General features: G+C 68.6%; 13 protein-coding genes and 3 tRNA genes. 9 read left to right on the forward strand and 7 right to left on the reverse strand.

Going from position 1 to position 13,918, the window contains the following annotated elements; all coding sequences use genetic code 11:
• Positions 1-146: 146 nt before the first annotated feature.
• From ACFWF2_RS25725 to ACFWF2_RS25735, 3 genes are all read right to left on the reverse strand, one after another.
• A tRNA-Arg gene (locus ACFWF2_RS25725) sits at positions 147-219 on the reverse strand.
• 32 nt (positions 220-251) lie between these two features.
• Positions 252-341, reverse strand: a tRNA-Ser gene (locus ACFWF2_RS25730).
• A gap of 93 nt (positions 342-434) precedes the next feature.
• Positions 435-1,169, reverse strand: a complete 735-nt coding sequence (locus ACFWF2_RS25735; protein ID WP_379310014.1) for a dienelactone hydrolase family protein — start codon at positions 1,167-1,169, stop codon at positions 435-437.
• Positions 1,170-1,256: 87 nt separating this feature from the next.
• On the opposite strand from ACFWF2_RS25735, the gene hisC reads away from it, so the two are divergent.
• Both hisC and ACFWF2_RS25745 read left to right on the forward strand, forming a co-directional pair.
• Complete coding sequence (gene hisC, locus ACFWF2_RS25740; protein WP_379310015.1) at positions 1,257-2,333, forward strand: histidinol-phosphate transaminase; 1,077 nt, start codon at positions 1,257-1,259, stop codon at positions 2,331-2,333.
• Between the two features lie 192 nt (positions 2,334-2,525).
• Positions 2,526-3,617: a nitric oxide synthase oxygenase gene (locus ACFWF2_RS25745; RefSeq protein WP_379310016.1), complete on the forward strand. Its 1,092-nt coding sequence runs from the start codon at positions 2,526-2,528 to the stop codon at positions 3,615-3,617.
• Here the strand turns inward: ACFWF2_RS25745 and ACFWF2_RS25750 are convergent.
• On the reverse strand, positions 3,560-4,072 hold the full coding sequence (locus ACFWF2_RS25750; protein WP_379310017.1) for a hypothetical protein: 513 nt from the start codon (positions 4,070-4,072) through the stop codon (positions 3,560-3,562). The genes ACFWF2_RS25745 and ACFWF2_RS25750 overlap by 58 nt on opposite strands.
• A 23-nt stretch (positions 4,073-4,095) precedes the next feature.
• Entirely contained in the window at positions 4,096-5,049 is a 954-nt protein-coding gene (locus tag ACFWF2_RS25755; RefSeq protein WP_379310018.1) for a VOC family protein, read from the reverse strand.
• Positions 5,050-5,052: 3 nt separating this feature from the next.
• Between ACFWF2_RS25755 and ACFWF2_RS25760 the strand changes: the two genes are divergently transcribed.
• Positions 5,053-6,003, forward strand: coding sequence for an Lrp/AsnC family transcriptional regulator (locus tag ACFWF2_RS25760; protein ID WP_379310020.1), 951 nt, complete (start codon positions 5,053-5,055; stop codon positions 6,001-6,003).
• 49 nt (positions 6,004-6,052) lie between these two features.
• Here ACFWF2_RS25760 and ACFWF2_RS25765 read toward each other — a convergent pair.
• Positions 6,053-6,137, reverse strand: a tRNA-Ser gene (locus ACFWF2_RS25765).
• 166 nt (positions 6,138-6,303) lie between these two features.
• Between ACFWF2_RS25765 and ACFWF2_RS25770 the strand changes: the two genes are divergently transcribed.
• On the forward strand, positions 6,304-7,305 hold the full coding sequence (locus ACFWF2_RS25770) for an NAD(P)H-quinone oxidoreductase (protein ID WP_379310021.1): 1,002 nt from the start codon (positions 6,304-6,306) through the stop codon (positions 7,303-7,305).
• Between the two features lie 79 nt (positions 7,306-7,384).
• On the opposite strand, the gene ACFWF2_RS25775 is transcribed toward ACFWF2_RS25770, so the two are convergent.
• Entirely contained in the window at positions 7,385-8,587 is a 1,203-nt protein-coding gene (locus ACFWF2_RS25775; protein WP_378847432.1) for a cysteine desulfurase-like protein, read from the reverse strand.
• Positions 8,588-8,673: 86 nt separating this feature from the next.
• On the opposite strand from ACFWF2_RS25775, the gene ACFWF2_RS25780 reads away from it, so the two are divergent.
• From ACFWF2_RS25780 to rsgA, 5 genes are all read left to right on the forward strand, one after another.
• Positions 8,674-9,261 carry a bacterial proteasome activator family protein gene (locus tag ACFWF2_RS25780; RefSeq protein ID WP_379310022.1) on the forward strand — a complete coding sequence of 196 codons (588 nt, stop codon included), beginning with the start codon at positions 8,674-8,676 and terminating at the stop codon, positions 9,259-9,261.
• 309 nt (positions 9,262-9,570) lie between these two features.
• Positions 9,571-10,356 carry an ABC transporter permease gene (locus ACFWF2_RS25785; RefSeq protein WP_379310044.1) on the forward strand — a complete coding sequence of 262 codons (786 nt, stop codon included), beginning with the start codon at positions 9,571-9,573 and terminating at the stop codon, positions 10,354-10,356.
• 13 nt (positions 10,357-10,369) lie between these two features.
• Complete coding sequence (locus ACFWF2_RS25790) at positions 10,370-11,212, forward strand: ABC transporter ATP-binding protein (RefSeq protein ID WP_379310023.1); 843 nt, start codon at positions 10,370-10,372, stop codon at positions 11,210-11,212.
• Between the two features lie 70 nt (positions 11,213-11,282).
• Complete coding sequence (locus tag ACFWF2_RS25795) at positions 11,283-12,317, forward strand: glycosyltransferase (protein ID WP_379310024.1); 1,035 nt, start codon at positions 11,283-11,285, stop codon at positions 12,315-12,317.
• Positions 12,318-12,514: 197 nt separating this feature from the next.
• On the forward strand, positions 12,515-13,546 hold the full coding sequence (gene rsgA, locus ACFWF2_RS25800) for a ribosome small subunit-dependent GTPase A (protein ID WP_379310026.1): 1,032 nt from the start codon (positions 12,515-12,517) through the stop codon (positions 13,544-13,546).
• The last annotated feature ends 372 nt before the right edge of the window (positions 13,547-13,918 follow it).

Below are 13,918 nucleotides of genomic sequence, written 5' to 3' on the forward strand. Positions count from 1 at the left end.
GCACTATCTCGAGCGGCAGACCCACGGCCCCGACGTCCGGTCGACCCTGGATCGGTTCGCGGACGGAAAGTAAGTGATCCTGTCCGGATCGTCCGGAAACGAAATCCGCCTCCTACCGGCTGACGCTGGTAGGAGGCGGATTGTTGTGCGCCCGAAGGGATTCGAACCCCTAACCTCTTGATCCGTAGTCAAGTGCTCTATCCGTTGAGCTACGGGCGCATGGTCTTCAGTTGTACCCGGCGAACCGGGTGTGGCGGAGGCGAGAGGATTTGAACCTCCGGTCCCCGTGAAGGGACAACTCATTAGCAGTGAGTCCCATTCGGCCGCTCTGGCACGCCTCCTGGAGCCTTCTCTTTCGAGGGCACCGGTCCTTGTCGAACCGCCGGGAATGAAGATTACACGAGCAGTTCATGTAGTCCAAAACGCCTGGTCAACTAGCGTAAGTTGCTGTCGAACCAGTCGTAGATACGGGTCTGGGAATCGATCCGGATGGCGTTGTCCGTGTCGTCGTCCGGATCGGGTCGGTCGGCACGGTGGCTGAGGCCGGGATAGGTGATGGTGAGACTGGCCACATTCGCCCGCGCCGTGGTGTCGCGCAGCCGGTCGACGGCCTCGGGCGGGGTGGCCGGGTCGTCGTCGCCGAACAGACCGAGCCAGGGCGCCTGCAGGCTGTCGGCGATGTCGACCAGGGCGACCTCCTGATCGGGCAGCGGCTCGGTGATGCCGGGGGCGGCCACGCTCACCGCAGCGCCGATGGGCCGGTTCGTGGCCACGAGGAAGGCGGCGGTGCCCGCCGTGTCGAAGCCGAGGACCCCGATGGTGTCGGGGAAGACGCCACGGCGGGTGAGCCAGTCGAAACCGGCGTCGAAGTCGTCGAAGAGTTCGTCGCCGAACACCTCGTGCACCTGATCGTCGGCGATCCGGTCGAACAGGTGTGGCGCGACGACGATCCAGCCCTCGAAGGCCAGCGATCGCATCAGGTCGAGCAGCTGGGGTGAGAACTCGCGGGACTCGTGCAGCAGGACGATGCCGCCGCGGGCGACCCGCTCCGGTTCGACGACGGTGATGGGCACCGAGGTACGCGTCGCAGCGAGAGCGGTGCCTGCGGCGCTGTCGGCGGTGAGCTCCGTCGCCCGCAGCGGAGCGACATCGTCGTAGGTGCCCGACATAGGTCCAGGGTAGGCCGATCAGTCGGCCTTGGGTAGGTTCCGACCAGGCGTCGGCGGCCGGAAACGGCGTTCACTTAGGGTGGAGGCGTGACAGCGCACATCCGGCCCGACCTCGCCACCATCCCGGCCTACGTTCCCGGCCGTAACCGCCCCGATGCGGTGAAGCTCGCGTCGAACGAGACGACCTTCGGGCCGTTGCCGAGCGCAGCCAAGGCGATCGCGGAGTCGGCCGAGCAGGCCAACCGGTACCCGGACAACCAGGTCGCCGAGCTGCGGGCCGCGCTGGCCGATTTCCTGGACGTGACCGTCGCGAATGTCGCCGTCGGCTGCGGCAGCGTCGCGCTGTGCCAGGAGCTCGTGCAGATCACCTGTGACGCGCCGACCGACGAGGTGGTGTTCGCGTGGCGCTCGTTCGAGGCCTACCCGATCGTCACCCAGGTGGGTAACGCCACCGCGGTGCCGGTGCCGCTGGCCGAGGGCTACCTGCACGATCTGGACGCGATGGCCGACGCGGTCACCGAGCGCACCAAACTGATCTTCGTCTGCAACCCGAACAACCCCACCGGCACCGCGCACGGGCGCGCCGAGCTGGAGCGGTTCCTCGACCGGGTGCCCGCGCACGTGCTTGTCGTGCTGGACGAGGCCTACTACGAGTACCTGCGGCTGACTCCCGAGAGCAGGCCCGACGGTGTCGAGATCGGCCGCACCCGGCCGAATGTGGTTGTCCTGCGGACGTTCTCGAAGGCCTACGGCCTGGCGGGCCTGCGCGTCGGCTACGCCGTCGGCGATCCCGAGGTGATCACCGCGCTGCTGAAGGTGCACATCCCGTTCAGCGTGAACCGGGTGGCGCAGGCGGCCGCGATCGCCTCGCTGGAGGCGCGCGGTGAACTCCTCGACCGGACCGATGTGCTGGTCACGGCCCGGCACCAGGTGCGCGACGCGCTGCTCGCCGCCGGCTATCAGGTGCCGTCGAGCGAGGCCAACTTCATCTGGCTGCCGCTGGGTCCGCGCAGCACCGACTTCGCCGAGGCCAGTGCCGCCGCGGGTGTGCTGGTGCGTCCGTTCGCCGGTGACGGCGTACGGGTGACGATCGGCGATCCGCACGAGAACGAGCAATTCCTCGCGTTCGCCACGGCACCGGAGACCGCCGCCCGATTCCGTTAGGTCAGCGCACGGTCAGCAGGCCTTGACGTCAGTCGCGGTGGGATTGGCGCGATTTCGAGCACACTGCCAGCACACCGGTCGTAGGCTGCGCACAGTGAATCTCGGTGTTCGAAGCTGCCCGACCGGAGATGTACCGTGAACCAACGCTCTCACCCTGCTGTCTGCGAAAAAGCTTCCACCACAGTCACTTCGGTGAGCGAGCGCGGCACCGGCCTCGATCGGCGCCTACGCGACTGCGACGAGTTCTTCCGCCACCCCGAGCTGGGACATCTCCCCCTCCAGCGACGTCTCGGCGCGCTCGCCGAACTCCGCGAAACCGGCACCTACCGGCAGACCGCCGAGGAAATCCTGATCGGCGCGAAATTGGCCTGGCGCAATCACGCTCGCTGCGTCGGACGCAAACATTGGCGCTCGCTCAAACTGCTCGACGCGCGCAGAGTTACTTCCGCGCGAGAGCTTTCCGAAGCGTGCTGGCAGCATCTGCGCCTGGCCACCAACGGCGGCGCGATCCAATCGATGATCACGGTCGGCCCGCAGTCCGAACCCGGCGGCGGCGAGTACCGGATCGTGAGTTCGCAGCTGATCCGCTACGCCGGCTACCCCAACGGGGACGGGACCGTCACCGGCGATCCGGCCAATATCGCCGCCACCGAGCAGGCGACGGCCCTCGGCTGGCGTGGCGCGCGCACGCCCTTCGACGTGCTGCCGGTGCTGATCAGCACGCCCGAGGAAGGCCTGCGGTACTTCGATGTTCCGCGCGAACTGGTCCGCGAGGTCGACCTGATCCACCCCGACTACCCGTGGTTCGCCTCCCTCGGCTTGAAATGGCATGCGCTACCCGCTGTTTCGAATATGGATCTCGAGATCGGCGGCGTCACCTACCCGTTCGCTCCGTTCAACGGCTGGTATGTCGGCACCGAGATCGGCGCGCGCAATCTCAGCGATGCCGACCGCTACAACATGCTCCCGCTGATCGCCGACATGATGGGCCTGGACACCACGTCGGTGCGCACACTATGGCGCGACAAGGCGCTGATCGAGCTGAATCACGCGGTGCTGCACAGCTTCCGGATCTCGGGGGTGCACATGGTCGACCATCACACCGTCGCCAAGCAGTTCTGCGATCACGTCCAGCGCGAGGAAGCCGCTGGCCGACGCTGCCCCACCGACTGGAGCTGGGTCAACCCACCGATCTCCGCGGTGCTCACACCCACCTTCCACCGCTACTACGACGAGCCGGATCTCGACATTCGCCCCAACTTCGTCAAGCGCGTCGACGGCTGAGCCACCCAGAGCGCCACCGTGATGAAGACGATTTGCTCGGGAATCCGGAACCACAGCGGCGTCGGCGGCTCACCGTCGAGCGGGATGTCCGCCAGTGCCGCATGGATATTGGCGGGCAGCATCACCACGAACAGCACGGCCAGGGCGACCCCCGCGCCGGCGCGGGTGGCGCGCACCACCAGACCGGCGGCGCCGAGTAGTTCCAGGAGGCCGGTCACGTACACCATGACGTGCGGGAACGGGACGTAGGTCGGCACCATCGCGGCGAGGTCGTCGTGGCTGGGCATCACGGTCACGCTGTCGGGCATGAAATGCGCGATGCCGGTGGCGGTGAGCATGACCGCGAGTCCGTGGGCGGCGCATTCGCGCCAGGTGCCGAAGCGGGCGAGCCCGGCCGCGCCGAGCAGGCGCAGGAGCACGGTGGGGACGAAGAGCAGGAGCAAGGTCGTGAACATCGTGATTCCTCGGGTACCGGTGGTCAGGCGGTGAAGAACAGCCCGGCGCCGTACGCGTCGCGGGCGGAGACGAAGAAGCCGTCCGCGGTCGAGATCGTCGGTGCGCCACCGTCTTCGACGAGCTCACGCGCCGCGCTGACGTCGTCGACCCTGATGGTCAAGGCGGCCGGGTAGGAGGCGGCGGGCGCGGGCTCGTCGGGGAGGAGATCACCCGCGTCGCTCGCCCGAACGAGTTCGAGCCGTGCCGGGCCGGCGGTGAACAGCGTGAGCGGGCCCTCGTGATCGGGTGTCTGGTCCAGGATGACGCGGTACCGGTCGGCGACGGCGGCGAACGCGGTGTCCTCGACGACGAACAGCACCGAGCCGAGCCCGCGTGCGCCGTTGGCGTGGCGCAGGTAGCGGGGTTGGTGGACGTATTCGCGGGTCAGGTGCTGGGCGATGCCGAGGTAGGTCTCTGGGGTGGCGCGTGGATCGAGGTGGACGGCGCGGGCTCGCAGGGTGCGGGTGCCGTCCTCGGTGTCGACATCGCGTTCGAGCTCGAGCACGCCGGAGGTGCGCAGGCCCGCCTCGGTCAGGTGGCGGTCGGCCTTGTCGGCGTCGGAGGTCTCGAGGTTGAGCAGGCGCAGGCCCTCGTACTCGTCGGCCATCGCCTTCGTGTGCCACGGATCGGGCGCCGACTCGTCGACGATGCCGAGCAGTTCCAGATAGGAATCGCCGAAGAGGGCGCACAGGTTGGCGGTGCAGCCCTCGACGGGCGGCCGGCCGGGCTCGGCGCCGAGGAGATGGCGGGAACGCGGGCTGAGGGTGAAGCCGAAGGAGCGGTATCGGCTCTCCAGGCCGTCGAGATCCCTGGTGAGGATGCCGACGTGGTGGATGCCGCTGATGTCTGCTGTCATGACGCCGATCGTGGTTCGGCCGCGGGCGCCGGTCGTCGAATCGAGGCCGCTGCGCCGGAATCCGACACGTCCTACGCTCATCTGGTGGATTCGGTCAGGCTGGATGCCGTCGATCTGGGTTTGCTGCACGCCCTGCAGGTCGATGGTCGTGCCGCGTTCAGCCGGATCGCGGAGGTGCTCGATGTCTCCGATCGGACGGTGGCGCGCAGGTTCGCGCGGTTGCGGGCGCACGGTCTGGCCCGGGTCACCGGGGTCGCGGACAGTCGGCGGATCGGGCACGCGGAATGGCTGGTCCGCATCCGGGTCCGGCCGGGCGGCGCTGCCGCGCTCGCGCAGGCACTGGCACGGCGGGCCGATACGTCGTGGGTGACCGTGCTGTCCGGTGGCACCGAGGTGACGTGCTTCTTTCGCGTCGACGCCGCGTCGGCGGCGCCGCTGGACGCGCTGGCCCGGCATCCCCAGGTCGACTCGGTCGACGTCCAGCTGCTGCTGCGGCATCTGACCGAACGCCGCTGGCACGGGCGCACTTCGGCGCTGAGCACCGAGCAGGTCACTGCCCTCGCACCCGCGACGACCGACCGGCCGGACACGGTCGCGATGACCGAACTCGACCGCAGGCTGCTGCCCGCTCTCGCCGTCGACGGCCGAGCCGACTACGCGCGGCTCTCGCGCGCGGTCGACTGGTCGGAGTCCGCGGTGCGGCGGCGCGTGGACGAGCTCCGCCATCATCGCGTGCTGCGGTTCGATGTGGAGATCGATGCGGCGGTGCTGGGTTTTCCGGTACAGGCGATCCTGTGGATGACCATCGCGCCCGCCCAGCTCGTCGCCGCCGCCCGGACGTTGTCGACGCATCAGGAGGCGGCCTTCGTCGGCGGAATCACCGGGCCGCACAACGTGATCGTCATCGTCGTGTGCCGCGACGCGAACGCCCTGTTCGACTACGTCGCAGGTCCCATCGGGGCGCTCGCCGGTCTCCAGCGCGTGGAGCCGGTGCCGATCACGGCCATCGCCAAACGGGCCGCTCCGGTCGTCTGATCCGGGCGTCGGCCAGACCTCGATCCAGGCGTTGGACGAGGAGTAGGAGCGGAGACGGAGGGATTTGAACCCCCGATGGTGTTACCCATGCTCGCTTTCAAGGCGAGTGCATTCGGCCGCTCTGCCACGTCTCCCTAAAGTGAGATGGTAGCGGACGCATCAGCGACAACTGATCTCGCTCGCACATGGGTAACTCGCCGGGTACCGGCTTACCCGACCACACACCCGACCGCCGGACGCCGAGCACCTCGCCACGCACCTGAGTCTGGCCTGAATACGCGGAGAGGCGGAACTGCACTCATGCGCGCGATCGAGTTGAACGGGTTCGGCGGGCCCGAGGTGATGGAGTGGACCGTGACGGTCGATCCGGAGCCGGGGCCGGGGGAAGTGCTGGTCGAGGTCATCGCGGCGGGGGTGAATCGGGCCGATGTGTTGCAGCGGCGGGGGTTCTATCCGCCGCCTGCCGATGCGAGTTCGGTGCCGGGCCTGGAGTGTTCGGGGACGATCGTCGCGCTCGGGGACGGGGTGCGGGATTGGCGGGTCGGGGATCGGGTGTGCGCGCTGCTGGCCGGCGGCGGGTACGCCGAGCTGGTGGCGGTGCCCGCGACGCAGTTGCTGCCGATTCCGGACGGGCTCGATCCGGTCGCCGCGGCGGGCCTGCCCGAGGTGGCGACGACGGTGTGGTCGAACCTGGTGATGACCGCGGGGCTGCGGTCGGGGCAGCTGGTGTTGATCCACGGTGGCGGCGGCGGGATCGGAACGCACGCGATCCAGGTGGCGCGGCGGCTCGGGGCGCGGGTGGCGGTGACGGCCGGGTCGGACGAGAAGCTGGCCAAGTGCGCCGAGCTGGGGGCCGAGCTGCTGATCAACTACCGGACTCAGGATTTCGTCGCCGAGATCGCGGCCGAGCAGTCGTCGGCCGGTGGTGCGGGCGCCGACGTCATCCTCGACAACATGGGCGCGCTGTACCTGGAGCGCAATGTGGAGGCGCTGGCGCCGCACGGTCAGCTGGTGGTGATCGGCATGCAGGGCGGCGTCGCGGGGACGTTGAATCTGGCCACGCTGCTGCGTAAATGGGGCACGGTGCACGCGACGAACGTGCGCAACCGGCCACGCACCGGTGCGGGCAGCAAGGCCGAGGTGGTGGCCGCGGTGCGCGCGCAGCTGTGGCCGCTGGTCGCCGCGGGCGAGATCGTGCCGGTGATCTCCGCCGAGTTGCCGATCACCGAGGCGGGCCGTGCGCAGGAACTGCTCGACGATTCGGAGACCTTCGGCAAGGTGGTGCTGCGGGTCCGCGACTGACACCGCGTCGGGCGTTCACTCCTCGCCGCGGTCGTCGAGAATTCGACCGTTCCGGCGAACAGTGAACGGCTGGCGCAGATTATTCGAGCGAGCTCAGCGCGCGTCCGAGCTGGTCGATCTCGTAGCGCGTGGTGTAGGGCGCCAGGCCGATCGTCACGGCGCCACCCTCGTCGTTGACACCGAGCGCGTCCAGTAATCGGCTGCCGCCGTGCACACCGGAGACCGTGCCGATCCGGTTGTCGGCCAGCTTGGCGGCGACCTTCTCCGCCTGCATGCCCGCCATCGTGAAACTGACGGTCGGGATGCGGGTGGACGCGCGGCCGATCACGGTGAGGTTCTCGACCTTCTCGAGCACCTGCATCAGGTGGTCGAACAGCTGGTCGTGATAGTCCTGCAGCGAGGTGATCGACATCTCGAGCCGTTCGCGGCGGGTGCCGCGGGCGCGTTCGTCGAGCCCGGCGAGGAAGTCGATCGACTCGGTGAGCCCGGCCAGCAGCGCGTACTGGTGCCCGCCGACCTCGAGCCGTTCAGCACCCTTGGCATAGGGATTGAGCGACATCGACGGGATGCGGTCGAGGAACGCCGGGTCACGGAACACCAGCGCGCCCACCTGCGGGCCGCCCCAGGACGGCGCGCTCAGCGCGACCACGTCGGCGTTGAGTTCGTCGATGTCGATCAGCGCGTAGGGTGCGGCGCCGAACGCGTCGGCGACCAGCAGTCCACCCACGTCGTGCACCCGGTCGGCGGCCACCCGGACCGCGGGCGCCGAGCCGACGATCGGGGACGCGGCGGTGAGCGCGACCAGGCGCGCGGTCGGGCCGATGAGCTCCTCGAACTGCCACGACGGCATCTCACAGGTCTCGATCTCGACCTCGGCCCAGCGCACGTGCGCGCCGTAGCGGTTGGCGATGCGCAGCCACGGGGCGACATTGGCCTCGTCGTCGAGCCGGGACAGCACGATGCCGGTGCCGAGACCGAGCCGGGAACTCAGCGATTCCGCCAGCCAGGCCAGCAGCACCGCGCGATCGGGTCCGAGCACGACGCCGGCCGGATCTCCACCGACCAGGTCGGCGACCGCCGCGCGGGCGGCGTCGAGGATCGCGCCGCTGCGGGTCGCCGCACCGTGGCGGCCGATGTGGGAAAACGAGGAGGTGCGGAAACCCGTTGAGACGGCACGCGATACCGAATCGGGAACGAGCATCCCAGCCTGCGGGTCCAGATGAATCCAGCCGTCGCCCAGGGACGGTATCAGGCCCCGAACCCTCGCGACGTCATAAGTCATGGTGGCCACTTTAAGGGCAGCGGGCGTCCCGGTGTAACCGCGTCGGGGTTTTAGCGCGAACCCGGCACACACGCAATGATGGGGATATGACGCACTCGGAGGATGTACCGGAATCCATCGTCGTGATCGGTCCCGACGGCCGTCCGCTCACCGTGCCCGCCGATCAGAACGGCGGTTCCACGTTCACCGGACAGGTCGTGCCCGACGACGAGAAGCCCGCCACCGACGACGCCGACGAGGGTGAGTCGCTGGCCGACATGGTCGAGCAGCCCGCCAAGGTGATGCGCATCGGCACCATGATCAAGCAGCTGCTCGAGGAGGTGCGGGCGGCTCCGCTCGACGACGCGAGCCGGACCCGGCTCAAGGAGATCCACAAGTCCTCGGTCCGCGAGCTCGAGCAGGGCCTCGCCCCCGAACTGCGCGAGGAACTCGAGCGGCTCACCCTGCCGTTCACCGACGAGTCGGTGCCATCGGACGCCGAACTGCGGATCGCCCAGGCCCAGCTGGTCGGCTGGCTCGAAGGCCTGTTCCACGGCATCCAGACCGCCCTGTTCGCCCAGCAGATGGCCGCCCGCGCGCAGCTGGAACAGATGCGTCAGGGAGCCTTGCCGCCGGGCATGCACGCGGGTGATCACAAGGCCGGTGGCCACGTGGGCGGCGGGCAGTACCTGTAGGTGATCGTCCGGCGTAATCGTGCAATCGGCCGCCGCTCAGTCAGTATTTCGACTGCGCGTGCTCGAAGTGCACGATGACGCCGCCCGGCGACGCACACCCGGCACCAGCCAGGGGACGACACTGTAAGGTCGGGGACCGTGCCCGCAGCTGCCGCTCGTCCCGATTCGGTCTCCGACCGCAGTGACGCGCGTACCGAAGAGAGCCCCGTGCATTCCGACGACAACTCCCTGGTGACCGAGGCCGAACCGGCCGAGGTCGCGCCACCGATCGTGTCGGACTCGCAGACGTTCAAGCGCGCGTTCAAGGACATGCGCGACGGCTTCCATCAGCGCGAGCTATGGCTGTCGCTGGGCTGGCAGGACATCAAGCAGCGGTACCGCCGTTCGGTGCTCGGCCCGTTCTGGATCACCATCGCGACCGGGCTGCAGGCGCTGGCGATGGGTCTGCTGTATTCGACGCTGCTCGATCAGCCGATCAGCGAGTACCTGCCGTATGTGACGGTCGGCCTGATCGTCTGGAACGTCATCCAGGCCTCGATCCTCGAGGGTTCCGATGTCTTCATCGCCAACGAGGGGCTGATCAAACAGCTGCCGTCGGCGCTGAGCGTGCACGTGTACCGGCTGGTGTGGCGGCAGTTCCTGTTCTTCATCCACAACGCGGCGATCTACGCGGTGCTGGTGGTCGCGTTCTCGATCTGGCGTGATCTGAACTGGTCGATCCTGCTGGTGTTCCCCGCGATCGTCCTGCTGTTCCTCAACGCCATGTGGGTGTCGATCGTGTTCGGCATCTTCTCCACCCGCTACCGTGACATCGCCCCGATCCTGGGCTCGATGACGCTGATGCTGTTCGTGCTGACCCCCGTCATGTGGTCGACGAAGGCGCTGGAGAACTCGGTCGGTGGCATGAGCGACCGGGCCAAGCTGATCGAGATCGTGCCCACCTTCCACTACCTGGAGATCGTGCGCGCGCCGCTGCTCGGCGAGCCGTCGGAGTGGCATCACTGGGCGATCGTCGGCGCGATCACGGTGGTCGGCTGGGTCGTCGCGATCCTGGCGCTCAAGCAGTACCGTGCCCGCGTCCCGTACTGGGTTTAGGAGCAGACGCCCGATGAGCCGTGTGAGTATCGAAACCCAGCAGGCGTGGGTCGAGTTCCCCATCTTCGACGCCAAGTCGCGGTCGCTGAAGAAGGCGTTCCTCGGCAAGGCGGGCGGCGCGATCGGGCGCAACAGCTCCGATGTCGTCGTCGTCGAGGCGCTGCGCGACATCAACCTCTCGCTCAAGGAAGGCGACCGGGTCGGCCTGGTCGGCCACAACGGCGCGGGCAAGTCGACGCTGCTGCGGCTGCTGTCGGGCATCTACGAACCCTCCCGCGGCAGCGCGCGCATCCGCGGCCGGGTGGCGCCCGTGTTCGACCTCGGCGTCGGCATGGACCCGGAGATCTCCGGCTACGAGAACATCATCATCCGCGGCCTGTTCCTCGGGCAGACCCGCAAGCAGATGATGGCCAAGATCGACGAGATCGCCGACTTCACCGAGCTCGGTGAATACCTGTCGATGCCGCTGCGCACCTACTCCACCGGTATGCGGGTGCGCCTGGCAATGGGCGTCGTCACCTCGATCGACCCCGAGATCCTGCTGCTCGACGAGGGCATCGGCGCGGTCGACGCCGAGTTCATGAAGAAGGCGCGCACGCGGCTGCAGTCGCTGGTCGCGCGCTCGGGCATCCTCGTCTTCGCCAGCCATTCCAACGAGTTCCTCGCCCAGCTGTGCGACACCGCGATGTGGGTCGACCACGGCCAGATCCGGCTGCAGGGCGGGATCGAGGAAGTCGTGCGAGCGTACGAGGGTCCCGACGCGGGTAATCACGTGGCACAGGTGCTGCGTGAGCTGGAGACCGAGGGCGCAGCGGGCGCAGGCGGCGAACGAGAACTGGAGCAGAACCAGGCATGAGCGGTCAACGGCCGGAGGCGGCAGCGCAGCGTAACCACGGAGGCCGTCCGAGCATGCCCGGTGCATCAGCATGAGCGACGATCACGGGAAGCCGGTGCCGGGTGGGTTCAGCATGACCGATCGCCTGGAGGCGAGTGCCACCGTGCTGCCCGATGACGCCGAGTTGCCCGCGGGCGCCGAGCCCGCCGACCTGCACACCGAGACCGGCCCGCAGGCGCGGATCATCGGGGTGGTCGTCACGCACAAGCGCCGTGAGCTGCTTGCCGAATCGCTGAAGGTGCTGGCCTCGCAGTCGCGACCGATCGACCATCTGATCGTCGTCGACAACGCCAACGAGGACGAGGTGGCCGAGCTGGTCGCCCAGCAGCCGATCGAGGCGACCTACCTGGGTTCGCGGCACAATCTCGGCGGCGCGGGCGGGTTCGCGCTCGGCATGCTGCACGCGCTCACCATGGGCGCGGACTGGGTGTGGCTGGCCGACGACGACGGCCGCCCCGACGGTCCCGAGGTGCTGGCGACCCTGCTCGACTGCGCGCGCCGCCACAATCTCGTCGAGGTGTCGCCGGTGGTGTGCGATATCGACGAACCCGACCGGCTCGCGTTCCCGCTGCGCCGCGGCGTGGTGTGGCGACGGCTGCGCTCGGAGCTCGGTGACGAGGACTTCCTGCCCGGCATCGCGTCGCTGTTCAACGGCGCGCTGATCTCGGCGAAGGCGGTCGACCTGATCGGCGTGCCCGATCTGCGCCTGTTCGTGCGCGGTGACGAGGTCGAGGTGCATCGCAGGCTCGTGCGCTCGGGGCTGCCGTTCGGCACCTGTCTGCAAACCGCCTACCTGCACCCGAACGGCGCCGAGGAGTTCAAGCCGATCCTCGGTGGCCGGATGCACACGCAGTACCCGGACGACCCGGTGAAGCGGTACTTCACCTATCGCAACCGCGGCTACCTGATGTCGCAGCCGGGGATGCGCAAGCTGTTGCCGCAGGAGTGGATCCGGTTCTCCTGGTTCTTCCTGGTGACGCGACGCGATCCGGCGGGTCTGCGTGAATGGTTCCGGTTGCGCTCGCTCGGCCGCAACGAGCAGTTCGGCAAGCCCGACCCGAAATAAATCGGTTGCCGCGGACCGCGGCGATGTGTCAGGGTCTGTGGACCAGCGAGAAGAAGCGAGGAGGTGGATGTCCGTGATCGTGAGGATTGCCGTGCCCCGGCGGGCTGTGCATACGCACACCGCCGACGTGGACTCCACCCCGAACTCTTCTCGCTGAGCCCGCCGTCGGGCTCGGCCCCGACGAAGGACTCCCCCTCATGGTCGACTACGACCGCCTCGTCCCTTATGGCTGGACCGAAGCCGTAGCTTCCGAATACCTTCCCCTCCTCGGCGACCTCGTTCCCGCGCGCATCGTCCGGATGGACCGCAGCGAATGCGATGTGGTGACACCCACCGGAGCCGCCCGCGCCGCCTGCCCGCGTGACATCACCGGTCTGTGCACCGGCGACTGGGTGGGTATCGACGCCGAACAGACTGTGCGGCAACTGTTGCCGCGGCGCTCGGCGATCATGCGATCGTCGGTGTCGGGGCGTTCGGTCGCCCAGGTGCTGGCGACCAATGTCGACACCGTGCTGATCTGCACGGCCGCCGACGGCGATGTGGACCTCGGCCGGATCGAACGGATGCTCGCCCTGGCCTGGGAGAGCAATGCGCAGCCGGTCGTCGTGCTCACCAAAGCTGATGCCGCGGTGGATATCCCGCTCGACGAGGTGCGTGCCGTCGCACCAGGGGCGACGGTGCTCGCGGTGAGTGCCTCCGCCGATGTCGGCTTGGATGTGCTCAGCGCCGTACTGACCGGCACGGTCGCGCTGATCGGGCCCTCCGGTGCGGGCAAGTCCACCCTCGCCAATGCCCTGCTCGGCGCGGAGGTGTTCGCCACCAACGCCGTTCGCGCGGTCGACGGCAAGGGGCGCCACACCACGGTGCATCGCGAGCTGCGTCCGCTCCCCGGCGGCGGCACGCTCATCGACACTCCGGGTCTGCGTGGCATCGGCCTGTACGACGCGGCCGACGGCATCGGCAAGACATTCAGCGACATCGAATCCCTCGCCACCGAATGCCGTTTCGCCGACTGCGCGCACCTGACCGAGCCCGGCTGCGCCGTCCTCGCCGCACTCGCCGACGGCACCCTCCCCGAACGCCGTCTGACGAGCTATCGCAAACTGGCCAAGGAGAACGAGTGGATGGCGGCCCGCACCGACAAGCGCCTCGCCGCCGAACGAGCCCAGGTCTGGCGCACCATCACTAGAGAGCAGCGCCGCCAGTACCGCGAACGCGGCCGCCGCTGACCTACCTGGACAAATGATCACCACGCTTCGGCATGGGCCTCGGCCTGCACCGAAGCGTGGTGATCGCGTTCCGCCGACGCGGCGATCCGGCCGGTCGGACGGGCTTGCGCTCGCCCGGCCGGGGACGCGGCGAGGCGGTAGGGTTCGGGCCGCACGGTTCGCTATCCGGGAGGGATGAATGAGTAGCCCCGGCGATTTCCCACCACCACACCCCGCCGATCCAGCTCGCGCCGATATCGGCGAAACAGAAGGTGGCACACCGCAACCCAGCCTGATCCGGCCGGCCACCGGCGACCAGTGGTCGGTGAGCAGGCCGGACATCCCGCAGCCGGGCCACGCGCGACCTGTCACTCCCCCGCCGGGATTCGGTGG

Source organism: Nocardia sp. NPDC060259 (assembly GCF_042728775.1).
Taxonomy (GTDB): Bacteria; Actinomycetota; Actinomycetes; order Mycobacteriales; family Mycobacteriaceae; genus Nocardia.